We start from the raw sequence: 26,978 nt of genomic DNA, 5'->3' as shown, positions 1-26,978 counted from the left end.
ACGTTGAAACCTCACCACCTATAAACGAGTTGTCAAATAATAATCTTCTTTTGAACGCATTACTAATTTATCTTTGTCAGACTTGTCTTTAAACCCACAATAATGCAAAATACCATGAACCATAACCCGCGTAATTTCATCATTAAATGATACAGAAAATTTATTTGCATTATCCCTAACTCTATCTATAGAAATATAAATGTCGCCGTGTAGCTCTTTTCCTACCGAGTAGTCGAAACTAATAATATCCGTTAGTGTATCGTGATTAAGAAAACTTACATTTAGTTTATGTAAATAGTCATCAGAACAGAATATAAAATTTATCTCGCCCTCCTTACAGTTTTCTATTGTTATAGTTTCCGATATCCATTGAGACACTTTTAGCTCGTCTTCTAATTCAAACTCCGTCTCGTAATTAAAACTAATCATTTGTTTTTTTAAAATACTCCTGAATTTTTTTCTTTAAGTGATTTTGCAAAGGTAATGCTTGACGATTTAAAATTTCAGTTGTATTAAAATATTGTTTAGCTGTGAGGATTTGACTCGGAGATGATTCAATAAAATTCTTTTTATTTGTTTCAGACTCACGTTTTGTATCCTGTCCTTGCATAAATGTAGCATTCTCTAACTTTAACAACTGATGCTGTACCTCCATCATTTTTTGTAAAGTTTGATTTGTGAAACCATAATTTAAAAGATCTAACTCTACTTCTTCCATTTCTTTAATCAAATCACCTGCAGATTCTATTTTCCCTTCCTTACTAAGTTTATCTTCAAGGGCTTGTCTCAATTGTTGCTGTTGCTGATAAATCTTAAATAACTCGGCGTTCTGTTCTTCACTGCCACCTTCGCCATAACCCTCATTTTTTCCCTCATTGCCACCATCTCCATTTTGAGAATCTTTTCCGCTTTCACCACCTTTACCTTTATCACCTTGTTTTCCATTCTGACTACCTTCACCATTCTGATTGCCTTCGTTTCCACCCTTACCTTTATCTCCATCTTTTCCATCTTGTTCACCACCATCTCCTGTTGAATTATTACCGCCTTGACCGCTCTCTCCATTCTTACCTTCTTGACCCTGCTTTCCGTCCTCACCACTTTTACCTTGTTCTCCTGACTTTTTTCCTTCACCGTCTTTACCATCATTTCCTTCTTCACCCGCTTTCTTACCTTCACTTTCCTTACCCTCATCACTAGATTTACCCTTTTCATTTTTCTTCAAGCCCTCTTCCATCATTTTTTTCACCTCTTCTTGAGACATAATAATATCTTGAAGTTGCTCTCCACCTCCGCTTCCTGATCCTGGAGATGCATTCATGGACATCTCCATATTATCTAAAACATCGCTTAAAAAACTAGCAAGTTCATTACTAGCTGTTATTGCATATTGCTGAGAGGATACGCCTTGATATAATCTATTCTCCGTGAGTTGATCTAGTGCTTTATCTATATTAAAATAGACTTCGGTAATCTGCGAATTTACTTTTTCAGAAATCTTAGGTTGCCGCAGTGATAAAGCAAATAGGCTGTCGTCTATGTGCTCAAAATGCTCTCTTAGATTACTTTGCGATATAATATATTTACCATACTTATTATTATTAATGTCAATTTCATCAAAAGTGTTCATAAGTCCCTCTTGATCAAAAGAATACAATAACAAATTCTCCAATATTTGTCTTAATGTATCAATATCTTCAGAAGCTTGGTCACCACCGCTTCCACCACCGCCAGACATCATCTCCATCATCATCTGGCTCATCTTTTTCATTTTTTTTGCAGCCTTCTTTTGCTTTTCTTTTGCTTTTTGCTCTTGCGCTTTGGCTTCACTGAGTTTTTGCTCACCTTCATTCTGCTCCTTTTTCTCTAAAGCGTCTTTAGCCTCTTTTTGGTCATACTCAATACCATCTTCTAAAAACTCATCCACAGGAACCTTCATTGGTTTTTGCAACTGTCTATCTTCTCGCTTAAGATCCTCTATATCTTCCTGAAGCTTTTTAAATTCTTCATTTAACCCTTCTTGCTTATTTTTAGTGTTTTCCTTTTCTTTATCAGCGAGTTCTTCTTGCTTATTCGCTAGATCATCTAATTCATTAGCTAATTTCTCAGCTTTCTTCATTACATAAAAACGCTTGGTCAGCTCTAAAAGCTGTTTCATACTCCGCTTCTTATTCTTATTTTGCTTAGCAAGTTCTTCTAATTTTTGGGTAAACTCCTCCTTATTGATCTTATCTTTTAATTCTTCTAACTCCTCTAACAACTTCTCGTCTTTCTTAAGTTGTTTTTCATTCTCTTTTAAACGTTCTTTTAAATCTTCCTTAAATTCATCTTCTTTTTTCTCTTCCTGAAACTCTTCAATGTTATCTTGAAGCTTTTTGTTAAAATCTTTCATCAACTGTTCTTGTTGTTTCTGACGTTTTAAAAAATCTTCAAATTTCTTTTTATCATTAAAATTAAGCTGCTCCTTTTCTTTCTGGGTTTTAGAAAACTCTTCTAATTTTTTATCTTGCTCTTCAAGTTTTTGGAAAGTCTTTCCAATATCCTTTATTGTCTCATTCTGCTCTTGCAATTGTTTTTGCTCCTCTTCATCTTTCGTTAATTCCCTATAGCTAAAAACACTACTTTTAGTTCGTTTATAATTATGCAATGCATCATTGTCATATACTTCAAAATACAATTGATAACTCATTCCCTCTTTTAAGTCATATTGATCAGGAAATGCAGTTACAAAATCACTAAAATTAGATTTAGATATTGTAACAGGCACCACAATTTTTTTAGACTCATCTTCAACTGGGTAATAAACAAGGTTTAGCTTACTTAGTCCAAAATCGTCACTTGCCTGACCATAAAAATAAAGGCTTTGCTGGTCTATTGAGTCTTTTTGCACTTTAATACTTAGCTCTGGGTTTAAGTCCTTAACAACTCCGATGCTGTAACTAAGATTCTCATAATCTTTAAGTGCGTCATTACTGGTAGAAATATTATAATTGTAATTTCGATATAAACGTTTCGAGACTTCAAATTCACCATTTTTGTTTTTTACAAAACTCAAAGTATCGCTAGAATAAATATTAACCTCATTCGTAGACTTTGTCATTGCCCTCCATGTAACCATAGTTCCCTCTGGTATTATTGCTGAGCCTGTACTTTTTAAAACCTCATCTTGCTTCTGGGTATAAGATGGGTAATCTAAAACCATCTCAAAATTAACAAGGTTTGGTGTTTTAACTACGTTAAGCTGATAGGGTTTTGAACTAACATTATTAGCAAACAGACGAAACTGAATCGTCTCTTTAGGAAGAGTAAAGGTATATTGAAATTCGCCAACTGCTAATTGTTGTAAAAAATAGGATTGACCATTAAATTGAATTTGCGCATTCTCCGGAAAGACCTCGCCAGCCGTAGAAACTTTGAGTTTAAAATCGTTTCCTTCTATCGCTTGTAGAGATTCATTAAGCACAAAAAACTGAAAAGGAGCTGGTGGCTCGTACGCTGTCTGGTAATTTACCACACGCTCATAACTGTCGCTAAACCAATTCATTTTACCCGTAACAAATGAGATCAACAAAATTATAATAGGAACTGCCGCATACTTTAAATACCTAGTGTTAGATTTAAAATTTATTGCGGATTTAAAGGGAATCGGTTGTAACTCTTGTGATTTCTGATCTATGCTCGCAATCAATAAATCTGATTGATTTGGATTTTGGTTCAGCTGAAGAACATTAAGCAACTTATCGTTAACCTCTGGAAAGTGATTTCCTATAAGTTGTGATGCTGTCTCGTGATTTATACCCTTTCTTAAATTAAATAATTTAGTTAATGGAAAAGCAATAAGCTTTATAAACAAACCTAGCTCAACAGCAATAAAAACCCAAAACAAAAAAGTTCGCGCTGTAGGGTTTAGCCAAAGCATATATTCGATAAAAAGTGTTACTAAAAGATATAAAAGGCCAATTGCAAAGAACAATATAGCCCCTTTAAGCAATTCATTAGTATAATACTTCTTAATGAACTCTTGTAATTTCCTTTTTATAGTCTCAAAATTGCCCATACTCTATTCTAACTGACTAATCTACAATTTTATTTTAATTGCTATTTCCTTAAATTTGGTAAGATTCTGTTAATTTAGACTTTTTACATGTTAAATTGAGCTCTAAATTGACATTTTACGAACTAAAAGTTAGACTCCTGCACCCTCGGAAAAAAGAAACACCATGAAAGACCTTAAATATCTCGCAGCATTTTCCATTCCAATAATAGCATTTGTTGGATTGTTTTTTAAAGGCTATTGGGTCTGGTCTACTCCTATTTTCGCATTTGTCTGTATTCCAATTTTAGAACTCATATTTCCTGTTGACACAGATAATCTTGAGCACAAAGAGGTAGAAAGCAAGTTAAAAAGAAAGGTCTTTGATTGGCTGTTATATTTAAATCTGCCCATTGTCTTTGGCTTAGTGACATTTGCTTTGTTTCAAATAACTAGGCATAATCTAGAAACCTATGAATTAATTGGTTTTATATTTTCCGTAGGCATCGTCCTAGGTGTTAACGGCATTAATGTTGCTCACGAACTTGGCCATAGGCAAACAACAAAAGAAAGGTTTATTGGGAAAGCTTTGTTACTACCTTCTTTTTATATGCATTTTTATATTGAACATAATTTTGGACACCATTTGCATGCAGCAACACCTGAAGATCCAGCAACCGCAAGATATAATCAAAGTGTATATTCATTTTGGTTTACTTCTACTATTAGACAATATTTGAGCGCTTGGAAAATTCAAAAAAAGCTTTTAAAAAACAATAATCAGAAATTCTTATCAACAAAAAATGATATGCTTTGGTATACTGTGTTTCAAATCATTTATTTAGCTTCAACTCTTGTTGTTTTTGGTGAGACAGGGCTAATATTTGTGTGTTTTTCGGGCATCGTTGGTTTTGTTTTATTAGAAACCGTTAACTACATTGAGCACTACGGTTTGTTGCGTTTAAAAACTAAATCTGGACGTTACGAACGTGTTAGAGAAATGCACTCCTGGAATTCTAACCATGTTATAGGCAGAATTGTTTTGTATGAGCTAACTAGACATAGCGATCACCATTATAAATCCTCAAAAAAATATCAGGTTTTAGACTGCCATGAGGAGAGCCCACAAATGCCATTTGGTTACCCAACATCTATGGTTTTGGCAATGGTGCCTCCACTATGGTTTGGCATAATGAATAAAAGGGTTCCAAAAGAAATGATCTTATCTTAACGATTCTTTTGTTTTGCAGTAATAGCTTATCAAACTATCTTTGCGCTTTAACTTGAAATTATGTCTGAGAATATACGTGTGCGTTTTGCACCAAGTCCAACGGGACCTTTACATATAGGTGGTATAAGAACCGCATTATTCAACTATTTATTTGCTAAAAAACATGGCGGTCAGTTTGTTCTGCGGATTGAAGATACAGACCAAAATCGCTATGTAGAAGGTGCTGAAGACTATATTATAAATGCTCTAAACTGGTGTAAAATTCCTTTTGACGAAGGACCAGGAAAGAACGAAAAATTTGGACCCTACAGACAAAGCGAGCGTAAACATTTATATAAGCAATATGCTGATAAATTAATTGCACACGGCAAAGCATATTATGCCTTTGACACTTCAGAGGAACTCAATGCGCATAGAAAAGGACATGAAGTGGAAGGTAAAACCTTTATATATAATTGGCATAATCGCCAAAAGGGTCGTCTAGTAAACTCCTTAGTACTAAGTGAAGAAGAAACAAAAAAGAAAATTGAATCAGGTGAAGATTATGTCATACGATTTAAATCACCTCAAGATGAGACCTTGCACTTAAATGATATTATTCGTGGAAATATTACTATTGATACTAATGTACTAGATGATAAGATTTTATTTAAAAGTGATGGTATGCCGACCTATCACCTTGCCAATATCGTAGATGATCATTTAATGGAAATTACACATGTAATTCGAGGTGAAGAATGGTTGCCTTCTTTGGCTTTACATAAACTATTATACGATGCCTTTGATTGGAACGCGCCAAAATTTGCGCATTTACCGTTAATCTTAAAACCAACAGGAAAAGGAAAATTAAGTAAACGTGATGGCGATAAATTGGGGTTCCCTGTTTTTCCATTAGAATATAAAGCACCTGACGGATCTGTTTCTAAAGGTTATAAAGAAGATGGTTATTTCTCAGATGCAGTTGTGAATTTCTTAGCCTTTTTAGGTTGGAACCCAGGCACTGAGCAAGAAATATTTGGATTAGATCAACTCGTTACGGATTTTGATTTAGCTAAAGTGAATAAGGCTGGAGCACGTTTTGACCCAGATAAAACGAAATGGTTTAATCACCATTACATGCAACAACAACTCGATTTAGATTTAGCTAAACAGTTTAAAGGTTCTCAACTTGAATTGGCAGATATTGATGTTAATTATATAGCCTTAGTTATTGGGCTTATAAAAGAGCGCGCTACTTTTATTAAAGACTTTTGGGGCTTAAGTCATTTCTTTTTTGAATCACCAACGGATTATGATGTAAAGGCTTCTAAAAAAGCAATAAAAGAAGGCACTTCTGATATTTTAATAAAAGTATCTGACATTATTCTAGGTACCGATGATTTTAATGTCGAAAACCTTCAGGCCAATATAAAAGGTTGGATTACAACTAACGAAATAGGCTTTGGTAAAGTAATGATGCCATTACGTTTGGCTCTTGTTGGAGCATTACAAGGACCAGATGTTTTTGATATCATATATATGATTGGAAAGTCAGAGACTATAGAACGCATAAAAGCTTTCTTGCAAAATATTTCATCTTAAAATGTAAATAATGCAGAAAAAGTGATCATACTTTGGTTTCCTATAAACTCTTCTGTTGTTAAATCTTTGTCATTAAGTTTATTCAACATATTTGTAAAGCCATAAATATACTGTGCTCGCAACTTTAAAAACTTTAACCCTAATGTTGCCCCTATAGCTCCATTGACGTTAAATTGAGAAATATCTTCAATATCTTTTGCTGAAACAAAGGTTTCATTGATGCTTATTGATAAATTTTCTTCATCTTCTGACTGTAGCTCGAGCTTACCATTATACTGCAGCATTGGTCCAAAATCTATAGTTAACAAATTGTTGAGAACCTTGGCGTGTAAAAGCATTGCTAATTGCGCAGCAAATAAGTTATATTCTAATTGCTCTCCAACAACAACGTCTTCATCAAATCTAAATCCAGAAATCTCAAGGTTATTTTCAGAAAGTTGCATTCCGTAACTAATATTATACCATTTATGAGGCACGTCGGCTGTGGCTGAAGCGCCTATTAGCCATCCATTTCCTTTTATTGTATTAAAATTATCAGTAATAATATCAAATTGCGTTAATCCGCCACCAAGGGAGAAACCGTTTTTAATAACTACATTTCTGTGTTGGGCATAACTTATTGTAACAAATGTTATACAAAAACCTACTAATAGTTTATGTTTAAAATTCTTCATTTTGTTTTTGAGGCTGATTTAGGCAAACCTAATTAAAATAATTTAATATTACTTATTTTAGTAATTCGTATAACTAACTTTAAATAACAACTTATGGAAAATTTTATTCTAATACCAATCATATTCTTCGGATTAATCATTCTTATCTCATCATTCTTTGTAGTGAAACAACAAACCGCAGCCATTATAGAGCGCTTTGGTAAATTTCAAAGTATTAGACACTCAGGATTACAACTTAAAATTCCTTTGGTAGATCGGATTGCCGGTAAGCTGAGTTTAAAAATTCAACAGCTAGATGTAATCATTGAAACTAAAACTTTAGACGACGTGTTTGTTCGTCTTAAAGTTTCTGTGCAATACAAAGTTATAAGAGACAAAGTATTTGAGGCGTTTTATAAACTTGATTATCCCCATGACCAAATCACGTCTTATGTGTTTGATGTGGTTCGTGCCGAAGTTCCAAAAATGAAATTAGACGATGTTTTTGTCCGTAAAGATGATATCGCTATTGCTGTTAAATCAGAGCTTAATGATGCGATGATGGAATACGGGTACGACATCATTAAAACCCTTGTAACGGATATTGATCCTGATGCGCAGGTAAAAGCAGCCATGAACAGAATTAATGCTGCGGATAGAGAAAAAACAGCCGCACAGTTTGAGGGAGACGCAGCTCGTATTCTTATAGTAGAAAAAGCAAAAGCAGAAGCAGAAAGTAAACGTTTGCAGGGACAAGGTATTGCAGATCAACGTCGCGAAATTGCTAGAGGCTTAGAAGAATCTGTAGAGGTACTTAATAAGGTTGGGATTAACTCGCAAGAAGCCTCAGCACTAATAGTTGTAACTCAACACTACGACACATTGCAGTCTATTGGACAAGAAACCAATAGTAATTTAATTTTATTACCAAATTCACCACAAGCAGGAAGTCAAATGTTAAATGACATGGTTGCAAGCTTCACGGCCAGCAATCAAATAGGTGAAGCTATGAAAAATGCAAAAAAGAAGAAAGATGAATAAAATAAAAACCATAATATTTTTATTACTTATAGCACTAAATTTTAATGCCTTTTCTCAAACTAAAGAAGACGCGCTAAGTGACGCTAAAATAGCCTCTAAAGCAACCTTAGAAATGGATTTTGAGTTGCTTTTAAAATATACACTTCCAAAGGTTATAGACTTAATGGGTGGAAAAGATGCCGCTTTAACTCTTTTAAAAAGTACTTTTGACGGAATGAAAACTCAGGGTTTTGTTTTTGAAAAAGCAGAAATACTTGGTGTCTCTGAAATTGTTAAAGAACAAGGGCAGTATCGCTGTATAATAGAGGGTAAAAACCAAATGAAGATGACGGGACAACGGATAAAATCTAAAAGCTATCTTTTAGGAATTTATAATGATGTAGAGTCGCATTGGTGGTTTATTGAGGCAAAGCAATTAAAAAATAAAGCGATGACAGCACAAGTCTTGCCAGAATTTGAAACTGTGCTAGAAATACCCGATGACCAAGTCGAAGTCGAAGAAATAACAGATTAATAAAAACCCTCGAACTTAAAACTTCGAGGGTATATTTTTAATATACACTTTAAGCTAAACCCAACCACACAAAATGGCTCCCATTATCGTTAAAACGAGGGTCCAATAACCAACATTTACGAAGATATATTTCCATGATTTTCGCTCAAACAAACCGTTAATACCTATAATAGGAAAAACAATAAAAACTCCCGCTAATAAACCGTGTAATGCACCATGTTTATAGCTTCTGTAATTAGACCCGTAATCATCCATAAAAGCTTGAAACGAAGGTAAAATACCTTCTACGGTAGGGTCTCCACCGATCATTTGAACAGCCCCTGTTTGGTGAATAACTAAAAACTGGGTAAAAAAGGATAACAAAACTGATAGTACAATAGAAACAAAAAATATAACGACCATGTTTCCACTTTTCATTTTTTCTTCAGTAATACCAGATTCTCGCATCCAGACATTTCCAAACAACATAGGGTTATACCAAAGAAACCCTAGTACAATTGGTACAATTGCAGCTACCGCAATTGCTAAATAATTAAATTCCATTTAAATTGATTATTGGTTAGTAACACTTAAAAGTACAAAAAAACCCATAAGTCCTATTCTTATGGGTTGTTGGAAAAAGAATTAACTAAGGGTTAAACCTTCTTTTTTTTAAAACTTGGTTCTACTTTTTTATCACTTTTTTGATCAGCTCCGTTATTGGCCGGAAAAGTTAAAGATGTGCTAGCAAAACTACTTCCGAAATTTATATTGGCATAATAAACCTGACTTAAAGCATCCCTAACTTGGTCTTCTGAAAGTGCTTTTAATGGATGTGAATAAACCGACCATAGTATTCCGTCTGTAATGGCATATTTAACATCTAAGGCAGTATGAAAATTTGCCACCATTGCGGCCTTTAGTAAATTATCATTTACCGAACTAATTTCTGCTATTGGTGAAATAATTCGCATTCTATTGTGATTCATATCTGTCAACGATATAAGTCTTATGTCATTAACCTGGAATTGCCAAGCACCCAACCTACCCTGAACAGAGTCACTAATTGAGAAATAAATTTCTTGAAGTTTATCATTGTTCATATTCTGCGAGAAACTGAACGATGAAATAAGCACGACATATAGAAAGATTTTTCTTTTCATATCTCTTATGTCGTAAAGATTAGAAAAGATTACAAACTAACTAAACAGATTTAGCTTCCTCAACCAAAATCTCATTCTTATCTTCTAAAGCTTTAGTAATAAATTCATTTATGGATTCATTCCTCTGTAAGCCACTTAAAAGCAGCTCTTTTAATGTAATTAGTACAGCAATACGAGTGCCCGCTTTCTTTACAGCAGTAGCAAATAAAGGCTCTAATTCTTCATAAGATACTTGTTTTGCAAGATCAATGATTTCTGCTTTTACCTTAACCTGTTTCTCTTTAGGTAAGTTAGTGTACTTTTTTCCAAATTGCTGAATCACACTAATTGCGGAACGTTGCTGTTGCGATTTGGGTTTTGAATTGTTGTTCTGTGGTTTAGGCTTTTGTCTAGCCCAACTGTCTCTTAAACCAACCGTTTTATTAAATACTAAACTATCAGATTTAGAATCTTTATCCACCACAAAATAACCTAAACGCTGAAACTGAAATCGCTCTTCGATCTTTGCATCAGATAAACCAGGTTCTAAATAACCTGTTTTTACAGTCAGTGAATTGGGGTTTAAAAAATCCATAAAGTCCTTATCCTTGTGACTATCTGGCGCTTCGTCCACAAATAAACGATCGTATTCTCTTATTTCTGCTGAAATAGCATGCTTTATTGATACCCAATGTAGTGTGCCTTTTATTTTCTTAGAAGTGTCTGTATCATAAGTACAGTGCACTTCTGTTATTTCGCCATTCTCATCTTTTACAACACTATTAGCTTTAATAATATAGGCGTTTTTCAATCTCACCTCTCCTCCTAATTTTAAACGAAAGAATTTATTACCCGCCTCTTCTTTAAAATCTTCTTTTTCGATATAAATTTCTCTAGAAAATGGTACTTTTCTGTATCCTGCAGATTCATCTTCTTGATTATTCTCAGCTTCGAGCCATTCCTCATTATCTTTCGAATAATTAGTGATAACCACTTTTAACGGATTTAAAACCGCCATAACTCTATTAGCTGTTTTGTTTAAATCCTCGCGAACACAAAACTCTAATAACGACACATCAATAACATTTTCGCGCTTTGCAACACCAACCTTATCAATAAACTGACGAATTGAACTTGGTGTATAGCCGCGTCGACGTAATCCTGATATTGTTGGCATACGCGGATCATCCCAACCAGATACCACACCTTTTTCGACTAAGCGCAACAATTTACGCTTACTCATTATAGTATAACTTAAGTTAAGTCTTGCAAACTCTCGCTGTTTTGGCGGTAGTGGTAATTCGTCTTGGCTGTATTTAAAAACATGCGCTTTAAACCAATCATAAAGTTTTCTGTGAGGTTTAAATTCTAATGAACATAACGAATGTGAGATTTGCTCGATATAATCACTCTCACCATGTGTCCAATCGTACATTGGGTAAATACACCATTTATCTCCTGTTCTATGATGTGTTGCGTAAAGGATGCGATACATTAAAGGATCGCGCATTAACATATTAGGGTCTTCCATATCTATCTTAGCACGTAACACATGTGTGCCAGCAGGAAACTCCCCTTCCTTCATTCGCTTAAACAAATCTAAGTTCTCTTCTATGCTTCTATTTCTAAAAGGACTATTAGTGCCGACTTGGGTCGGTGTTCCTTTTTGCTCTGCCATAGCTTCAGAAGATTGACTATCCACATAAGCCATACCGTCTTTAATCATTTGTAAAGCCCATTCGTAAAGTTTATCAAAATAATCTGAAGAATATAATTCATTCTCCCATTTGTACCCTAACCAAGCTATATCTCGCTTTATAGCGTCCACATATTCTTGTTCTTCCTTTGCGGGATTTGTATCATCAAATCTTAAATTTACTGGAGCATTATACTTTTCGCCAAGACCAAAACTAATACCTATGGCTTTGGTATGGCCAATATGTAAATACCCATTTGGTTCGGGTGGAAAACGAAAACGAAGCTTATCTTTTGATAAACCATTCTCTAAATCTTCTTCTATAATATGCTCAATGAAATTGAGGGCTTTAGTTTCTTCTGACATTGCAAAATATTAAGGTGCAAAATTACATAAAATGTAACATTATTACACTACTTCATACTCATAGTATAGTTATAACCAAAACCAAAAACCATGAATTACAAATGTCCTAAATGCGATAACACAACTTATGAACTTGGCCAAATGAGAGCTACAGGAGGTACTTTTTCTAAAATATTTGATGTACAAAACAAAAAGTTTACTTCTGTGACTTGTAAAAAATGCACATATACTGAGTTTTTTAAATCACGAACGAGTGCCATAAGTAATGTTTTTGATTTTTTCACTAGATAGAAATATCTTATTTAAATTATCTGTAAAAGAATTCTAATCTTATTTTTGTCTTATGGGAATAATAAAAGTAGAAAACATAAGGATCTATGCGCATCATGGCTGTTTAAAAGAAGAAACGGCTATTGGAAGTCAGTACAGGGTTGATTTAAACGTTAAAGCGAATTTAAAAACCTCAGCTAAAACCGATGAATTAAGTGATACCGTTGATTATGTATTTCTAAATAAGGTCGTAAGAGAAGAAATGGAAATACCGTCTAAACTACTAGAAACAGTAGCAAAAAGAATTCTTAATCGCATTTTTAACGAAGATGTTTTAGTAACAAAAGCTACTGTATGTGTTAGTAAAATCAATCCTCCTATTGGTGGTGATGTGGAAATGGTAACTATAAAACTATCTCAAAAGCGAAAAAAGTAACTGTATACAATGTAAAACGTATATAATTTATATATTTGCCATCGCAAAAGGGTGTCGTGGCCGAGTGGCTAGGCAGTGGTCTGCAACACCATCTACAGCGGTTCGAATCCGCTCGACACCTCTAAAAACCCTTCAACTTATGTTGAGGGTTTTTTATTTATATAACTTTAATCTACTAATACAACTGATTGAGCAACAGCGTCATGAATTGCTTGCCCTCTTGAACTTGAGGTTATAGTTATTAAAGATAACCACCCTAAAAAAGCTTTAAACAAGAACCTTACTACAGCCACGAAAAAATTTACTTTTTTATGACGTTCCTTTTCTCTCCTAACCCTTATATCACAATAATAATGTCCTAAAGTGTGTCCGAATACAGACAACATTATAGGCTCGTATAACATAAAATATAAAATGAAAAGCGACATTCTAACAAATGGATTTACATCTTCTAAAGAATTTAGTAGAACCGAAGTACAATACATAGCTGATATAAGAATAATACTATCAATAAAAGCGGCCTTTATTCTGTCTTGTAAACTTGCATAACTTTTATTCATAGTTTTATTAAATTATAATATTTAAGCCTCAAATTTGTCTTCCTCAATTACAAAATAGTCTTTAATTAAAAGCATTAGAATACCTAATGCAAATAAATCTGAACCATATAGCCAATGTTGAATATTGAAAAGTAAACCAAAGCTTACACCAAAAAAAGCTAAACTAGTTATTATAAAATAACTCATTTCTAAAACGCCTTTTCCACGGAACCTTCGTACCCTAAAATAAGAGCTGTTCTTATGAGAAGTGTTAATGTTTTCTTGGCAATACCTTTCAAAATAAAATTAATCTAATGGATTTACTTTATCTATCTGCTCTTTACTTTTTTCATAAAGTTCTGGAAAAAGTCCTTGTGATAATAGCAAAATTCCGAAACCTAAAATAACTAGAGAAACTATCTTTTTTGTTTTAAAAATACGTCTTGGGGTTAATTTGTTTTTAAGTCGTTTTGCTGCTGCAATCTTAAAAAGATCAGAGACAAAATAAGCAATAAGCATTGTGGTGATGAAAACAACTACTCCATTTTCTGAAGTTGTTATTGATGTGCCAATTACTATAAAACCTAACCAACCTAAAAGCACACCTATATTAATAAAATTGAGTAGAAATCCTTTTATAAATAGCTTTCCGTAATCTTTTTTAGGTAATTCTATTCTATGGTGTTCGCGTACGATAGACCTAAATGATTTTGATGTTTTTATAAAACTTATAAGGCCATAGATAACTAATAAAACACCTCCAAAAACCAGTAGTTTAGGATCATCTTTTATTTTGTCTAAAAGTGTATCGGTACTTTTAAATATTACTAAAATAAAAACTATATCGGCTAAAATTACGCCTAGATCGAATATTAATGCGCTCGTAAAACCTTTAGTGGCACTAGTTTCTAGAAGCACAAAAAAAACTGGCCCAATAGTAAAGGCTAAGATAATGCCAAAGGGAATAGCTGCTAGTATATCATCAAACATGTAAATCTTGCGGTTTACACAAAAGTAACAAACAAATAGGAATTTACATGCGCTTTATTCTACCGCCCAGCACTTTACTTTCGTTTACTTTCTTTGGTTTACCATAAATGTATATATCTCCTCCAGCTTTTATTCTTGCGTCTACATATTCGGTAGCATTAACATATGCTTCTCCTGCAGCATTAATACTAACTTCAGTTTGCTCTGTTATGCATTTTTCACCATTAACAACACCACCTGTATATATGGAAATATCTTGGTTTTTAGAAGTGCCTGAGACATTAATCACACCTCCCGTAACAGCTCTAATATTTGCATAAGTTGTCTTTAATGTTGCTGTAATTTCACCACCTTCTTGAACTTTTAAATCAATTTCAAATTGCTCTATAGCTTCATTAACTTTAACATTAGCTCCTTCATTAGCATCAATTACATCTACTGAGGTATAATACAAAATTACAACAGTATCGTTTCCGTCATAGCTCTCATTTAAATCCATTCTAATTTTAAGTTTTCCGTTTTTATTTAAAACTTCAACATCTCTTTTATTATCACCAGAAATAACTACTTTGTTTTCATCAGATTTAATCATTTTAAGATTAATTAAATCATAAACTTTTACTGTACTAAATTCACCTATAGTTTTTTCAATAGTTTCTTGTGCTCCTATAGATAGACTTAATAATAATACTAAGACAAAAAGAATCTTTTTCATGGCATTTATTTTAAGCAAAATATTTTTTTGTGGTTAAATAATTATACCGCAACTTTTACTGCGGTTCCTGTAACAGAAACTATTGGGTAATTACTTGTTGTTAATTCTATTTCAATTTTTATACCGACTACTGCATTAGCTTTTAATTTAGTGGCATTTTCTTGTAATGTTTGAAAAGCCGTTTCTTTAACTTTATCAACACTTCTTTGTATTTTTTGAGAATATTTAGCCATGCTAAAACCCATTGTTAATGCCTCTTCATTCATAGCAACACCAGTTACTATACCTAAATAATCTATAATTTTATAACCCTCTATTGTATTTGTCGTTGTTAAAATCATACTCTCAAATTTTATTATTAGTAACAAAAATATTAAAAACGTTACGCTTCAGGCTTACCAACCATATAAAAATCGAGGTGTTTTTTAACTAAATCTGTATTCTTAACTTTTACAATAACCTCATCACCGAGCTGATAAACAGTATCCTTCTTTTTTCCAACCATTGCATACTGATCTTGATCAAAATAATAATGATCATCTTTCATATCTCTAACACTCACCATACCTTCACATTTATTTGAAATTATTTCAACATAAATTCCCCAGTCGGTAACACCAGATATAACTCCTAGAAATTCTTCATCTTGATGATCTTGCATAAAACGAATCTGCATATATTTTATAGAATCACGCTCTGCCTTAGTGGCAAGGTATTCCATATTACTACTGTGTTTACATTTATCTTCGTAAACCTCTTCATTTGCAGATTTTTCTCCATCTAGATACTGTTGTAATAAACGATGCGCCATAACATCTGGATATCTTCTAATTGGAGATGTAAAATGACTATAATAATCAAAAGCTAGTCCGTAATGTCCAATATTATGAGTTGTATAAACTGCTTTAGACATTGTGCGAATTGTAAGAGTATCTACTAAATTCTGTTCTTTTTTACCAACGACATCCTTTAATAAATTATTCAAAGATGATGCAATACTTCCTTTATCCTTAAAATTTAATTTATGTCCAAAACGACCAACAACTGTTTGTAATTGTGCTAGTTTAGATTCATCTGGCTCATCATGCACACGGTATACAAATGTTTTTTGTGGTTTTTTCTTACCAATAAATTCAGATACTTTTCGATTAGCTAATAACATAAATTCTTCAATCAGTTTATTAGCATCTTTACTCGTTTTAAAAAATACTCCAACAGGATTTGCCTCTTCGTCTAAATTAAATTTTACCTCAACCTTATCAAAAGAAATTGCTCCTTCTCGCATACGTTGCGAGCGCATCTTTTTAGCAAGTTCATCCATTTTTAAAATAGCATCAGCAATGTTTTGGTCTGTTTTATAAGCTATACTAGTTAATGATACTTCTTTTGGAATTTTATTTGTCTTAGATTCGATAACAGCCTGTGCTTCTTCGTAAGCAAAACGTGCGTCAGAGTAAGTTACTGTTCTACCAAACCATTCATTTTTAATTTCGCACTTATCATTAATCTGAAAAACTGCAGAAAACGTATATTTCTCTTCGTGAGGTCGTAACGAACACGCTCCATTTGATAAACGTTCTGGTAACATTGGTACTACACGATCTACTAAATAAATAGATGTTGCACGCTCGTAGGCTTCGTCATCTAAAACTGTTCCTGGTTGCACATAATGTGATACATCCGCAATATGTATTCCTATTTCGTATAAACCATTATCTAATACTGTAAATGATAAAGCATCATCAAAATCTTTAGCATCTTTAGGATCTATAGTAAAGGTTAAATCTTTACGCATATCTCTACGTTTCGCAATTTCTTCTGGCTTTATTGAAATATCTAGATTATTAGCATACGACTCTACATCATGTGGAAATTCCATTGGTAAACCATAATCTGCCATAATAGCATTAATTTCAGTACTATGCTCACCAGGTTTACCTAATACCTTAAGTACTTTTCCGTTAGGTGAATCTGCTTTTTCTGGCCAATCCTCGAGAGAAACCAAAACTTTATCACCATCTTCAGCTTTATTAATTTTATTAATAGGTACAAAAATATCTTTATACATTTTTGAACTATCTGGTACTACAAAAGCAAAATTCTTTTTATTATGAATTTGTATAGTACCAACATACTCACTTTTTGCACGTTTTATAATACTAGTAATTTCACCTTCTTGTTTACCTCTGTGACGTCTTTTATAGGCGTAGAATTCTACTTCGTCACCATTTAAAGCTTTATTAATATTATTTGAAGCAATAAAAATATCATCTTCAAAATCATCACTTATAATATATCCGTTTCCTTTTTGACCTAAATCTAAAATACCAGTATAATATTCTGTATTTACAACGACCTTAAATTTACCACGTTCTACTTCTTCAATCTCTTGTTTTGCTTTTAGTTGTTGAAGTTTCTTAATAATTTGATTGCGGCTACTAGCATCATTTACACCTAACTTAGCGGCAATTTGTTTATAGTTAAAGGATTGGTTTCTGTCTTTTTTTAAAATACTCAGAATTGTATTTGTTAAGTTGGAAATCCTATTATGTGAAGGTTTCCTTTTTTTCTTTTTTGTCATTTAATTTGTAATCATATTCTTTTCCTAAAAGTGTTAGGAATTCTTAATTCTTAACTTAATACAAGTGGAAGAGAAGGTATTAAGTTTTCACAAAGCTACGTTATTAAAATTTAATAGTGTTTAGTTACTGTTAAATTAATAAAAAAGCACTGTAAATTTTACAGTACTTTTTTAAATTAATTCTTTTCAATCTATTTTATAATTAGCTTCTTAGAGATTTTTCCTTGGCTTGTTTCTACTTCGATGGTATATACGCCCGAATTAAATTTTAAAAGTATCAATATTTGTTTCATTAATTAAGTTGAAAGTAAGTAAGATTATTATAAATTTCACACTTATCAACATATATATACATATCATCATTTTTCTTTTAAAATTTAAAAAATAAAATAATGCTTATTATAGTCTGTTAATAGCTACTATAACTTTTTAGTATTTTGCTTTGATATGTGACTTATCAGATTTATTTAATAGGTAATTAACATAAAAATTATAGGTAACTACTTCATTTTAAGTCTTATTTTAAAAGCTATTAACAACTGTTAATAAGAGGTGTTAATATAAATTACTTATATGTTTTTAGTTAAAAAATGTTTATTTATATATAAATGATTCTTAATAACTCGTTCTAAAAAAACAGCTAACTAATTAGGTTTATATCTTTCTATTTTTGATTGCTAAAATAAGTGGATAAACCTAATTTTAGTTTTAACTAATTACAAACAGTTATTAACAAGTAATCCTCATTTTTAAGTGTACTTGTAAACAGCGATTATTAGTGCTGATAAAAAACTATATAATCAAACTTAAAATTTATGGATAAGTAAGCTAGTATAAGTTATACATACTTATATGTAATTATTAACTTTGAAATTTAATAAGAGATTTCCGTTTTCACGGAAACAATTTAAAATTTAAATTGATGAAAATATCTATAGGAAACGATCACGCAGGTCCAGATTATAAAGCTGCTATTACAAAACATTTAGAAGCTAAAGGATATACCTTAACGAATTATGGAACTGATACTTTAGATAGTGTAGATTATCCAGATTTCGTGCATCCTGTTGCTAAAGATGTAGCAGAAGAAAAGGTTGATTATGGAATTTTAATTTGTGGTAGTGCAAACGGTGTGGCAATGACAGCTAATAAGTATCAAAAGGTTAGGGCAGGTGTTTGTTGGACAAGTGAAATTACAGAATTAACTCGTTTACATAATGATGCTAATATTATTTGTATTCCTGCACGTTTTACATCGATTCCTCAAGCTATAAAGATGGTAGATGTATTTCTAAATACTGTTTTTGAAGGTGGTCGTCATCAGAACCGAGTAGATAAAATTCCTTTAAGTTGTTAACTACATTTATTAAATCCTTTAAAGAGCTTACTACAAAAGAGCTTTATGATTTACTTCAATTACGGAGTGAAGTTTTTGTTGTTGAGCAAGATTGCGTGTATCAGGATCTTGATGGAAAAGATGAAAAAGCATTACATATTTTAGGATATTCACATAATAGGCTTGTTGCTTATACGCGTATTTTTAAACCATTAGATTATTTTAAAGAAGCGAGTATTGGTAGAGTTGTTGTAAAAGAAAGTGATAGAAAATTTAAATATGGTTATAAAATAATGCAAGCTTCTATAAAAGCTATTAAAAGTCATTATAATGTAACTGAAATTAGAATTTCAGCTCAGACTTATTTGAAAAGATTTTATAACAATTTAGATTTTAAAGAAGTAGGAGAGGAGTACTTAGAGGATGGTATTCCGCATATAAATATGATAAAATCTTAGTTTTTTTGTTTAAGAATACGAGTTACTAATATCTCTACACGTCTATCTAATTCTGGTTCACCACCTAATGGAAATTTACGTTTATGACCTACAAATTTCATACGATAACGTTTTACACCGCGTTCTGCGAGATAATCATAAACAGTTTTAGCTCGTGCAAGAGATAAGTTACGTTTTTTTGTTTTTCTATCTATAGCATCTCTACTACCATGTGTGCAACAAACATGACCTTCTATAGTAAAGAATATATCTGTTCGTTTTACAAGAATTTTAGCAATATCATCTAAAACAACTTTAGATTCTTTGGTGAGATAGCTATATCCAGTTCTAAATAAAATATTTTCAAGCTGAATTTTATCACCTTCTTTTAAATCACCTTTAAGTAAATCTTCTGTTGTTTCTTTTGCCGGTTTTTTCTCAACTTTTACCCTTGGTGGATCATAAGGTTGAACTATAATTTCAACTTTACGATTAAGCCCACGGATTTTATACAGATCGTTATCGTTTATAACATTTAATAATATTTCACCTTTACCATCAACATTAGTTATTACGGATTCGTCAAATTCGTTATTAGAAAATACGCTTTTTATAGCATCTGCTCGTTGCTGGGATAACACAAGATTATAACTATCACTCCCTCTATCGTCACAAAATCCATAGATAGAAATTTTCTTAACATCCATGTTTTCAATTTCAGATAAGAATAATAAAAGTCGACTTTCTTCAGTTTCCGGAATTTCGTATTGATCTGTAAGAAAATAGACCTGATGCTTTATCTCTTTTTGAGCAATAGCTAACTGAAAACTTAAAAATAATATGATTAGTAAGGACTTCATTTTTGTTGAATTTTCTTATAATTTGAAAATCTCTCTAATGTTAAATATAGAAAATTTTATTTTTTATCTTAAAATACTAGTGTATTGCGAAGGATTATTGAGTACACTTAAGGCTTTTTTAATCTCAGTATTATTTTTAGTATAGTAAGTATATAATCCCTCACTATAGAAAAAACGTTTAATAATTTCGTCTGTTAATAATGATTTTAATTGTGCTTTATTTATGTTTATAGAATTGGTTTTATAAGATTGCAACGCTGTAGTTATATCTTTTAATTCTGAATTAATAACTCCGCTCAACTCCTCTTCTTTTGCAATATTTATGACATTTTCTAAAGATTTTTCAGTTTTGGTTTCAAAATTGAATCCTGTAGATTTTAAGTAAGTCTTAAATTTATTAAAGTCAGTGTCGGAAAGTTTAAAACCATTTAAATCATTCACCTTATTGTTGTAACTATATTGCGTAGCATAATTAAAAACTAGATTTTCGTTTAATATAGCTTTCGTTATTGGTGTTTGTTTAGAAAGTGCAACCTCAATATCTGGCTGTACACCACCACCATCGAAAACATCGCGTCCATTTCTGGTTTTAAAAGCATTGTAATTTTCTTTTTTAACTCGCGTCGCTTTACCATTTTCATCTCTGTTCCAATAATCTAAAGCCTGTATGCATCTACCAGAAGGAGTATAATACCTAGAAATTGTTATTTTCATTTGAGTACCGTAGGTTAAGGGTTTTGGTCGTTGTACCAATCCTTTACCAAAACTACGGGCACCAACTATAACGGCTCTATCCATATCTTGCAATGCTCCTGAAACAATTTCACTAGCTGAGGCGCTACTGCCGTCTATTAATACTACTAAAGGAATTTCTGTATCTATAGCATCGCGTTTAGTGTAATAAGTTTTATTATACTTTTTAACTTTAGATTTTGTGGTAACTACCAATTGGTTTTTAGGAACAAAAATGTTTGTTACATTAACAGCTTCATTTAATAAACCACCCGGATTACCCCTTAGGTCTAATATCAGTTTTGTAGCACCTTGATTTTTTAAGGCTCTTAAGGCTCCAAGCGTTTCAGCAGAAGCTTTTTCATTAAATTTTCTAAGTACAATATAACCTGTTGTTTCGTCTACCATAGAGTAATGAGGGACAGCTTTAATGTCAAGAGATTCTCTAATGATTTTTACAGTATTTGTTTTTTCTTGACGCTTAAATGTTACATTAACCTCTGTACCAGCAGCACCTTGAAGAAGATTACCAGCATCATCTTTAAAATCTGCTACAACGACATTATCTACTTTTATAATTTCGTCACCGGCTTTAAGACCAGCCTTATCAGCCGCATAATTTTTATATGGCTCTACGATTACAAGTTTGTCTTTTAGAGTTAAAACTTTAGCTCCAATACCAGTATAATCACCAGCGTTGTTTATCCTAGAGGCTTCAACGTCTTGTTCATTATAAAAGCGTGTGTAAGGATCTAAATCATCTAGCATGCTTTTTATTGCCGTATCCATTAATTCTCCCGGATTGGTTTCATCCACATAGTTCATGTTGAGTTCTTTAAACATGGTTGTGAAAATTTCTATTTGTTTAGCGATTTCAAAAAAATCATTTTTAAAGGCTGTGGTACTAAAGAAAATAGCAATAGCTAAAATTAGGAGTGTTATATTTTTAGGTAGACGTTTTTTCATTGGGTCGATTTTAAGAGTCCGAAGTTTTTGCGATAAATTTCTCAAACAATAATTTCATACTGCAGTTTAATTTATCAAAAGTTATTCCATCCTTACTAAGATACAAAATCATAAACGCATAAGATGCTGAACTATTGTTAAAATAGAGTGGTTTATTGAGTCTATAAGCTTCTCTAAGCAGTCTTTTTATACGATTTCTAGAAACTGCAGTTTTATGAAGTCGCTTACTCACAGAAACACCTGTTTTAAGGATACAATCGTCTTCAAAATTTGTTTTAAGATAAATTAACTTAAGCGGATAAGCTGTGACAGTTTTGCCCTCACCAAACAACTGTTCAATAAGTTTTTTACTTTTTAATTTATCTTTTTTTGAATAACTGAACTGCATATAAACAAAAATAGAAAACCACACGTATTAAGTGTGGTTTTAAACTATTATTTAATAAGATATATTAATCTAACGTGAATGTATTGTTTTCTCGTTTAACGTCAGCCATCATTTGAGACGCATCAATTTCCACCGATTTAACGGTTTTGTTAGTTTCAAACGTATATGTTGGCATTGCCCAAGCCCAATCATTAATTTTAGTTGCTGACGTTGGTTTTTCGCCACGCATCATTTGTAATGGTACATAAAATTCCTCAGTAGTACCATCAGTGTAAGTTACAGAAAGATCTATAGGCATTGGCATTAAACCAACACGCTCTAATGTAATTGATTTACCTTCAACGGACTTTATGCTATAATCAATAGTGTTTGTAGTTTGTGCAAAATCCATTAAATACCAATCGAGTTCAAAATCAGTAATACGTTCTGCCGTCCTAACAATATCTAATGGTTTAGGATGTTTAAAAGAAAAATCATTATAATATTTCTTTATTGTTTTCTCTAAATTGTCGTCACCAATAATATAGCCTAATTGTGCTATAAATACAGCACCTTTACTATAAGCAGCGGCACCGTAAGCGCCATTTAAACTGTAGCGATCTGCATGGGTGGTTAGAGGTTGCTCAAACCCAGAGTTTGCTAGTCTAATATAACCTCTGTAGGATCCAGAAAGTGGGTTTTTAGCTTTTTCTTCTCGTAGAGCATTCATAGCTAAAGCAGACATATAACTTGTAAATCCTTCATCCATCCACTCGTGCTTAGCTTCGTTGGTGGCCAATAAAAACTGAAACCAGGTGTGTGCCATTTCGTGTGCTGTTACACCTAATAAGCTACCATAAGAACGCTTACCGGTAATAAGTGTGCACATCGCATATTCCATACCACCATCTCCACCCTGTATTACAGAGTATTGGTCGTAAGGATAATCACCCACATTCTCACTAAAGAAAACCATGAGTTTAGCGGTATCTGCTTGTAGTTTTTTCCAGCTATCAATATAGTTTTGTTCTAAATCTTTTTTGTAATAGAAGTTTAGAGTTGGACCGTTTGGCATTTGAAATGTGTCATGAACAAAATCAGGATCAGCAGCCCAAGTAAAGTCATGAACTTTCGGTGCTTTAAAATGAATTGTTTTTTTTCCTGATTTTACTTTTGGTTCACCCTGTTTATATCCAGTACCTCCAACAACATAGTTTTTATCTATAGTTAGTTTAACATCAAAATCTCCCCAAACACCGTGAAATTCTCTTCCTATATATGGATCTGCATGCCAACCCTCATCGTCATATTCGGCTAATTTAGGATACCATTGTGTCATAGAAAGCGCAACACCTTCTTTATTGTCTCTACCAGAACGCCTTATTTGTTTTGGAACTTGAGCATCAAAAAGCATATCGAATGTTACTTTTTCACCAGGTTGAATAGGTTTTCCTAATTGTACTTCTAAAACGGTGCCAACAGTTTCATAAGAAATAGAAGAACCGTTTTGTTTGAGTGAATTTACTTTAATATACCCAATTTCGTTCGGCATAAGCTTACTAATACGATCGCCAACCCTTGGGTCTGGATCTTTTATAGTACGAGAACGCACATCCATTTCACTATCAGGTTGAAAAGCATTAAAATATAGGTGATAATACACGCGGTTTAATACATCAGGTGAGTTATTAGTGTATACTAATTTTTGTTTTCCTTGGTATTGAAAATTGTTGACATCCATATCAATTTCCATGCTATAGTCAACATGTTGTTGCCAATAGCTTTGTGGTTTAGCATCTATTTGTTTTGTGTTGTCAATTGGTTTTTCTGTTGCTCCACAAGAAAAGACCATAGCTGTTACAGCCAGGTTTAAAAGAATCTTTTTCATAGTTTATTTAATTTTTGCAGCCATAATTAATGCATTATATGCGTTGGCTATTTTACCAGATTTTGATAAATCTGAAAAAGGTTTTACGTTAGAAGCATCTCCGCCAACAACAACCTTAGTTTTTAAAGGTAGTCCAGAATCTAAAATTATTTGTTTTACTTGAGTTGCCGATAAATTAGGATATTGAGAGCGTAATAAAGCAGCGATTCCAGCAACAGCAGGTGCCGCCATAGAAGTACCTCCATTGAATTCGTATTGATTTTCTGGTACGGTTGAATAAATTTCAGAACCCGGAGCAAATATATCCACATTCTTTTTCCCATAATTTGAAAAATCAGAGACCATTTTTGATCCATATTTAGGAGCTAATGAACCAACCCTAATATATGAATTAGAAACTTCAATAAAGTTTACATTATCATCTGGAAAATTAGGTTTAACATCAACATTATTACTGTCATTACCAGCTGCATGAACAAATACAACATCGTTATCAGATGCATATTTAATAGCGTCTCTAACCCATTCTGAATGCGGTGAAAAAGACTTTCCAAAACTACCATTAATGACTTTTGCTCCATTATCTACCGCATATCTAATAGCTAGTGCGACATCTTTGTCATATTCGTCACCTCTAGGTGTTGAGCGTATAGCCATAATCTCAACGTTATTAGCAACACCGTTCGCCCCTTTTCCGTTATTGCGCTCAGCAGCGACTATTCCGGCAACATGAGTGCCGTGATCTTCAGTTTTTTCACGAGGCTTTACATTACCATCTCCATAACCAATGTCTGATAAGTCATTAACATCATCATTAGTTTTTCGACCAGAAAAAGTTTTGTTTAGATTGTAGTTTAAAGTGTTATTTATACGTTCAAGAATTTTATTTAGTTCTTCTGTAGCCTCAACTAAACTAGCTCCATCAGCACTAGCGTTTATGCTTTGGGCAACTTGTTGTGCTTGAGAAAGCTCTTGATTGGATGATTTAATTGCATTAACCTCCTGAATGGTATAATCTCTTTTGTTAAAGTGAGCCGCAAGGATGTCGTCAGATTTTTTTACAACCTGCAGAATTTGGTCGTATTGCGTTTTGCGATCAGTATATTGTTTATATTCTTTGTCATAAAGGGTTTGTGCTTCACTATAACGTGGGTCGGAAGTGTTTCCACTAGCCAGTAGACGAACATATTCTAATTGTTCATGATAAGTATCACCTATAAAATTCCACCCATGAATGTCATCTATATAACCATTTTCATCGTCGTCTTTACCGTTATTAGGAATTTCATTTTTGTTAGTCCAAATAACACCATCTAAATCCTCATGGTCTATATCTATACCAGAGTCTATAATGGCAACTATCACTTTTTGCCCCTTTTTACTTTTTATAATTTCTTTATAGGCTCTATCTACAGCCATACCCGGAATAGTATCTTTTTCAAGATCTAAATGTCCCCAGTTCTTTTTTTCAACATCAGTTAAATCTGTAACCTTCAAAGGAGATGTATCAATATTTTCTACTGGAGTGGAAAGAATATCTGCTGTTGTGCCGCAGGCAAAAAATAAAATCGCTATTCCTGTATAAGCAAGTAATTTATAATTCAATTTCATAGAGTCTAAATAGTTGTTAGTTTTTAATTAAATATATTTTTACATGTATAAATATCTTTAAGCCTCACGCCTTTTTCAGTGTGTTGTACTGTAATTATTTCGTTATGCGCGTCGTGCTCGAGGAAAAGATAATAATTTTTATTTGCGGCCATATTTAGAAACCTTTCTTTTTCATCTAAAGTCAGTAAAGGTCTGGTATCATACCCCATTACAAAAGGCAAGGGTATATGACCAGCTGTTGGTAATAAATCTGCCATAAAACAAATGGTTTTTCCTTTATAATTTATCATCGGAATCATTTGTTTGTCTGTATGACCGTTGGCATAAAAAATATCAAAACCTAACCCTGAATTTTTACACACACGATTCTCGGGAACAGAAGTAAACTTTAGTTGCCCACTTTCTTCCATAGGCATAATGTTTTCTTTCAAGAACGAAGCGACTTCGCGTCTATTAGGTTTAGTTGCCCATTTCCAATGGTCTTTATTACTCCAAAAGTGAGCATTTTTAAATGCAGGTTCATATCCTGTTTTGTCCTTATTCCACTGAATACTTCCACCGCAATGATCAAAATGAAGATGGGTCATAAAAACATCAGTGATATCATCTCTATGAAATCCATAAGACGCTAAAGATGTATCAATAGTGTCATCTCCCCAAAGAAAATAATAACCATAGAATTTTTCACTTTGCTTATTACCCATACCTGTGTCAATTAAAATGAGTCTATTGCCATTTTCAATTAACAAACAACGTGCCGCAATATCAATCATATTATTGCTATCAGCTGGGTTTGTGCGTTGCCATAAAGATTTTGGAACAACACCAAACATAGCTCCGCCATCTAACTTAAAATTACCAGCGTTAATAGGATATAAGTTCATGATTGCAAATTAATAAATATGAAACCTAAAGAGAATTATTTTCGATATATTATTATGAAACAACTTGTTTTAGGCGTTTACTAAAGTTAAATAATGCTTTAATTTCTTTTATGCTTGGCAAAACGTTGTA

The 26,978-nt window shown here is 32.7% G+C and carries 27 protein-coding genes and 1 tRNA gene; 9 read left to right on the top strand and 19 right to left on the bottom strand.

Translation table 11 applies throughout. The features are described 5' to 3' along the window. Positions 1-18: 18 nt before the first annotated feature. Together ybeY and ACFWU4_RS02100 are read right to left on the bottom strand one after the other, a co-directional pair. Positions 19-429: an rRNA maturation RNase YbeY gene (gene ybeY, locus ACFWU4_RS02105; RefSeq protein WP_411124394.1), complete on the bottom strand. Its 411-nt coding sequence runs from the start codon at positions 427-429 to the stop codon at positions 19-21. Further along, positions 422-4,057 (bottom strand): hypothetical protein, encoded by a 3,636-nt coding sequence (locus ACFWU4_RS02100; protein ID WP_411124392.1) that lies wholly within the window; start codon positions 4,055-4,057, stop codon positions 422-424. Before ACFWU4_RS02100 ends, ybeY begins: the two co-directional genes overlap by 8 nt. Positions 4,058-4,220: 163 nt before the next feature. Between ACFWU4_RS02100 and ACFWU4_RS02095 the strand changes: the two genes are divergently transcribed. Beyond that, a complete protein-coding gene (locus ACFWU4_RS02095) occupies positions 4,221-5,264 on the top strand; it encodes an alkane 1-monooxygenase (RefSeq protein WP_411124390.1) in 1,044 nt (347 codons plus the stop codon). A gap of 60 nt (positions 5,265-5,324) precedes the next feature. Continuing rightward, positions 5,325-6,845 carry a glutamate--tRNA ligase gene (gene gltX / locus ACFWU4_RS02090; RefSeq protein ID WP_411124388.1) on the top strand — a complete coding sequence of 507 codons (1,521 nt, stop codon included), beginning with the start codon at positions 5,325-5,327 and terminating at the stop codon, positions 6,843-6,845. On the opposite strand, the gene ACFWU4_RS02085 is transcribed toward gltX, so the two are convergent. Further along, entirely contained in the window at positions 6,842-7,519 is a 678-nt protein-coding gene (locus ACFWU4_RS02085) for a hypothetical protein (RefSeq protein ID WP_411124386.1), read from the bottom strand. The two genes, gltX and ACFWU4_RS02085, sit on opposite strands and share 4 nt — an antisense overlap. 93 nt (positions 7,520-7,612) lie before the next feature. Between ACFWU4_RS02085 and ACFWU4_RS02080 the strand changes: the two genes are divergently transcribed. Next, the gene (locus ACFWU4_RS02080; RefSeq protein WP_411124384.1) at positions 7,613-8,539 is read left to right on the top strand and encodes an SPFH domain-containing protein; all 927 of its coding nucleotides are present in this window, start codon (positions 7,613-7,615) and stop codon (positions 8,537-8,539) included. Beyond that, positions 8,532-9,053 carry a hypothetical protein gene (locus tag ACFWU4_RS02075; protein ID WP_411124382.1) on the top strand — a complete coding sequence of 174 codons (522 nt, stop codon included), beginning with the start codon at positions 8,532-8,534 and terminating at the stop codon, positions 9,051-9,053. The genes ACFWU4_RS02080 and ACFWU4_RS02075 overlap by 8 nt, the downstream gene beginning before the upstream one ends. A 54-nt stretch (positions 9,054-9,107) precedes the next feature. Here the strand turns inward: ACFWU4_RS02075 and ACFWU4_RS02070 are convergent, their stop codons facing one another. The 3 genes from ACFWU4_RS02070 to ACFWU4_RS02060 all read right to left on the bottom strand — a co-directional run bounded on the left by ACFWU4_RS02070 (position 9,108) and on the right by ACFWU4_RS02060 (position 12,236). Next, positions 9,108-9,596 (bottom strand): DUF1761 domain-containing protein, encoded by a 489-nt coding sequence (locus ACFWU4_RS02070; RefSeq protein WP_411124380.1) that lies wholly within the window; start codon positions 9,594-9,596, stop codon positions 9,108-9,110. A gap of 92 nt (positions 9,597-9,688) precedes the next feature. Next, positions 9,689-10,135, bottom strand: coding sequence for a hypothetical protein (locus ACFWU4_RS02065; protein WP_411124378.1), 447 nt, complete (start codon positions 10,133-10,135; stop codon positions 9,689-9,691). Positions 10,136-10,235: 100 nt separating this feature from the next. Further along, on the bottom strand, positions 10,236-12,236 hold the full coding sequence (locus ACFWU4_RS02060) for a glutamine--tRNA ligase/YqeY domain fusion protein (protein ID WP_411124376.1): 2,001 nt from the start codon (positions 12,234-12,236) through the stop codon (positions 10,236-10,238). Positions 12,237-12,326: 90 nt separating this feature from the next. Here ACFWU4_RS02060 and ACFWU4_RS02055 point away from each other — a divergent pair, with 90 nt between their 5' ends. The 3 genes from ACFWU4_RS02055 (at position 12,327) to ACFWU4_RS02045 (ending at position 13,063) form a co-directional block, all read left to right on the top strand. After that, complete coding sequence (locus ACFWU4_RS02055) at positions 12,327-12,527, top strand: zinc ribbon domain-containing protein (protein WP_411124374.1); 201 nt, start codon at positions 12,327-12,329, stop codon at positions 12,525-12,527. A gap of 52 nt (positions 12,528-12,579) precedes the next feature. Continuing rightward, entirely contained in the window at positions 12,580-12,942 is a 363-nt protein-coding gene (folB, locus tag ACFWU4_RS02050; RefSeq protein ID WP_411124372.1) for a dihydroneopterin aldolase, read from the top strand. A gap of 50 nt (positions 12,943-12,992) precedes the next feature. Then, positions 12,993-13,063, top strand: a tRNA-Cys gene (locus tag ACFWU4_RS02045). 46 nt (positions 13,064-13,109) lie between these two features. Here ACFWU4_RS02045 and ACFWU4_RS02040 read toward each other — a convergent pair. The 7 genes from ACFWU4_RS02040 to ACFWU4_RS02010 all read right to left on the bottom strand — a co-directional run bounded on the left by ACFWU4_RS02040 (position 13,110) and on the right by ACFWU4_RS02010 (position 18,060). Then, a complete protein-coding gene (locus ACFWU4_RS02040; RefSeq protein ID WP_411124370.1) occupies positions 13,110-13,502 on the bottom strand; it encodes an RDD family protein in 393 nt (130 codons plus the stop codon). Between the two features lie 21 nt (positions 13,503-13,523). Further along, positions 13,524-13,688, bottom strand: a complete 165-nt coding sequence (locus ACFWU4_RS02035; RefSeq protein WP_411124368.1) for a hypothetical protein — start codon at positions 13,686-13,688, stop codon at positions 13,524-13,526. Between the two features lie 99 nt (positions 13,689-13,787). Continuing rightward, entirely contained in the window at positions 13,788-14,471 is a 684-nt protein-coding gene (locus tag ACFWU4_RS02030) for a LysE family translocator (RefSeq protein ID WP_411124366.1), read from the bottom strand. Positions 14,472-14,514: 43 nt separating this feature from the next. Then, positions 14,515-15,186, bottom strand: a complete 672-nt coding sequence (locus ACFWU4_RS02025; RefSeq protein ID WP_411124364.1) for a head GIN domain-containing protein — start codon at positions 15,184-15,186, stop codon at positions 14,515-14,517. Positions 15,187-15,227: 41 nt separating this feature from the next. Continuing rightward, complete coding sequence (locus ACFWU4_RS02020) at positions 15,228-15,527, bottom strand: YbjQ family protein (protein ID WP_411124362.1); 300 nt, start codon at positions 15,525-15,527, stop codon at positions 15,228-15,230. 41 nt (positions 15,528-15,568) lie between these two features. Beyond that, complete coding sequence (rnr, locus tag ACFWU4_RS02015; protein WP_411124360.1) at positions 15,569-17,767, bottom strand: ribonuclease R; 2,199 nt, start codon at positions 17,765-17,767, stop codon at positions 15,569-15,571. 191 nt (positions 17,768-17,958) lie between these two features. Continuing rightward, positions 17,959-18,060 (bottom strand): T9SS type A sorting domain-containing protein, encoded by a 102-nt coding sequence (locus ACFWU4_RS02010; protein WP_411124358.1) that lies wholly within the window; start codon positions 18,058-18,060, stop codon positions 17,959-17,961. 629 nt (positions 18,061-18,689) lie between these two features. Here ACFWU4_RS02010 and rpiB point away from each other — a divergent pair. Beyond that, positions 18,690-19,124, top strand: coding sequence for a ribose 5-phosphate isomerase B (gene rpiB, locus ACFWU4_RS02005; protein ID WP_411124356.1), 435 nt, complete (start codon positions 18,690-18,692; stop codon positions 19,122-19,124). Then, positions 19,118-19,561, top strand: coding sequence for a GNAT family N-acetyltransferase (locus tag ACFWU4_RS02000; protein ID WP_411124354.1), 444 nt, complete (start codon positions 19,118-19,120; stop codon positions 19,559-19,561). Before rpiB ends, ACFWU4_RS02000 begins: the two co-directional genes overlap by 7 nt. Here the strand turns inward: ACFWU4_RS02000 and ACFWU4_RS01995 are convergent. From ACFWU4_RS01995 to ACFWU4_RS01970, 6 genes are all read right to left on the bottom strand, one after another. Next, positions 19,558-20,400, bottom strand: a complete 843-nt coding sequence (locus tag ACFWU4_RS01995; protein WP_411124352.1) for an OmpA family protein — start codon at positions 20,398-20,400, stop codon at positions 19,558-19,560. The two genes, ACFWU4_RS02000 and ACFWU4_RS01995, sit on opposite strands and share 4 nt — an antisense overlap. Before the next feature lie 63 nt (positions 20,401-20,463). Beyond that, a complete protein-coding gene (locus ACFWU4_RS01990) occupies positions 20,464-22,098 on the bottom strand; it encodes a S41 family peptidase (protein WP_411124350.1) in 1,635 nt (544 codons plus the stop codon). A 10-nt stretch (positions 22,099-22,108) separates the two neighbouring features. Then, the gene (gene rnpA, locus ACFWU4_RS01985) at positions 22,109-22,486 is read right to left on the bottom strand and encodes a ribonuclease P protein component (protein WP_411124348.1); all 378 of its coding nucleotides are present in this window, start codon (positions 22,484-22,486) and stop codon (positions 22,109-22,111) included. A 64-nt stretch (positions 22,487-22,550) separates the two neighbouring features. Further along, a complete protein-coding gene (locus ACFWU4_RS01980; protein WP_411124346.1) occupies positions 22,551-24,353 on the bottom strand; it encodes a M1 family metallopeptidase in 1,803 nt (600 codons plus the stop codon). A gap of 3 nt (positions 24,354-24,356) precedes the next feature. Then, positions 24,357-25,964, bottom strand: a complete 1,608-nt coding sequence (locus tag ACFWU4_RS01975) for a S8 family peptidase (RefSeq protein WP_411124344.1) — start codon at positions 25,962-25,964, stop codon at positions 24,357-24,359. A 23-nt stretch (positions 25,965-25,987) separates the two neighbouring features. After that, the gene (locus ACFWU4_RS01970; RefSeq protein WP_411124342.1) at positions 25,988-26,848 is read right to left on the bottom strand and encodes an MBL fold metallo-hydrolase; all 861 of its coding nucleotides are present in this window, start codon (positions 26,846-26,848) and stop codon (positions 25,988-25,990) included. Positions 26,849-26,978 lie beyond the last annotated feature (130 nt).

This window comes from Winogradskyella sp. PE311 (assembly GCF_046545555.1).
Classification (GTDB): Bacteria; Bacteroidota; Bacteroidia; order Flavobacteriales; family Flavobacteriaceae; genus Winogradskyella.
The sequence above is the reverse complement of the archived record's forward strand: the minus strand, read 5'-3'. Positions and strand labels throughout refer to the sequence as shown.

Bases quoted from the DNA above. Each gene is read 5' to 3' on its own strand.
- ybeY (WP_411124394.1), bottom strand. From the start codon at position 429: ATGATTAGTTTTAATTACGAGACGGAGTTTGAATTAGAAGACGAGCTA.
- ACFWU4_RS02100 (WP_411124392.1), bottom strand. From the start codon at position 4,057: ATGGGCAATTTTGAGACTATAAAAAGGAAATTACAAGAGTTCATTAAG.
- ACFWU4_RS02095 (WP_411124390.1), top strand. From the start codon at position 4,221: ATGAAAGACCTTAAATATCTCGCAGCATTTTCCATTCCAATAATAGCA.
- gltX (WP_411124388.1), top strand. From the start codon at position 5,325: ATGTCTGAGAATATACGTGTGCGTTTTGCACCAAGTCCAACGGGACCT.
- ACFWU4_RS02085 (WP_411124386.1), bottom strand. From the start codon at position 7,519: ATGAAGAATTTTAAACATAAACTATTAGTAGGTTTTTGTATAACATTT.
- ACFWU4_RS02080 (WP_411124384.1), top strand. From the start codon at position 7,613: ATGGAAAATTTTATTCTAATACCAATCATATTCTTCGGATTAATCATT.
- ACFWU4_RS02075 (WP_411124382.1), top strand. From the start codon at position 8,532: ATGAATAAAATAAAAACCATAATATTTTTATTACTTATAGCACTAAAT.
- ACFWU4_RS02070 (WP_411124380.1), bottom strand. From the start codon at position 9,596: ATGGAATTTAATTATTTAGCAATTGCGGTAGCTGCAATTGTACCAATT.
- ACFWU4_RS02065 (WP_411124378.1), bottom strand. From the start codon at position 10,135: ATGAACAATGATAAACTTCAAGAAATTTATTTCTCAATTAGTGACTCT.
- ACFWU4_RS02060 (WP_411124376.1), bottom strand. From the start codon at position 12,236: ATGTCAGAAGAAACTAAAGCCCTCAATTTCATTGAGCATATTATAGAA.
- ACFWU4_RS02055 (WP_411124374.1), top strand. From the start codon at position 12,327: ATGAATTACAAATGTCCTAAATGCGATAACACAACTTATGAACTTGGC.
- folB (WP_411124372.1), top strand. From the start codon at position 12,580: ATGGGAATAATAAAAGTAGAAAACATAAGGATCTATGCGCATCATGGC.
- ACFWU4_RS02040 (WP_411124370.1), bottom strand. From the start codon at position 13,502: ATGAATAAAAGTTATGCAAGTTTACAAGACAGAATAAAGGCCGCTTTT.
- ACFWU4_RS02035 (WP_411124368.1), bottom strand. From the start codon at position 13,688: ATGAGTTATTTTATAATAACTAGTTTAGCTTTTTTTGGTGTAAGCTTT.
- ACFWU4_RS02030 (WP_411124366.1), bottom strand. From the start codon at position 14,471: ATGTTTGATGATATACTAGCAGCTATTCCCTTTGGCATTATCTTAGCC.
- ACFWU4_RS02025 (WP_411124364.1), bottom strand. From the start codon at position 15,186: ATGAAAAAGATTCTTTTTGTCTTAGTATTATTATTAAGTCTATCTATA.
- ACFWU4_RS02020 (WP_411124362.1), bottom strand. From the start codon at position 15,527: ATGATTTTAACAACGACAAATACAATAGAGGGTTATAAAATTATAGAT.
- rnr (WP_411124360.1), bottom strand. From the start codon at position 17,767: ATGACAAAAAAGAAAAAAAGGAAACCTTCACATAATAGGATTTCCAAC.
- ACFWU4_RS02010 (WP_411124358.1), bottom strand. From the start codon at position 18,060: ATGAAACAAATATTGATACTTTTAAAATTTAATTCGGGCGTATATACC.
- rpiB (WP_411124356.1), top strand. From the start codon at position 18,690: ATGAAAATATCTATAGGAAACGATCACGCAGGTCCAGATTATAAAGCT.
- ACFWU4_RS01995 (WP_411124352.1), bottom strand. From the start codon at position 20,400: ATGAAGTCCTTACTAATCATATTATTTTTAAGTTTTCAGTTAGCTATT.
- ACFWU4_RS01990 (WP_411124350.1), bottom strand. From the start codon at position 22,098: ATGAAAAAACGTCTACCTAAAAATATAACACTCCTAATTTTAGCTATT.
- rnpA (WP_411124348.1), bottom strand. From the start codon at position 22,486: ATGCAGTTCAGTTATTCAAAAAAAGATAAATTAAAAAGTAAAAAACTT.
- ACFWU4_RS01980 (WP_411124346.1), bottom strand. From the start codon at position 24,353: ATGAAAAAGATTCTTTTAAACCTGGCTGTAACAGCTATGGTCTTTTCT.
- ACFWU4_RS01975 (WP_411124344.1), bottom strand. From the start codon at position 25,964: ATGAAATTGAATTATAAATTACTTGCTTATACAGGAATAGCGATTTTA.
- ACFWU4_RS01970 (WP_411124342.1), bottom strand. From the start codon at position 26,848: ATGAACTTATATCCTATTAACGCTGGTAATTTTAAGTTAGATGGCGGA.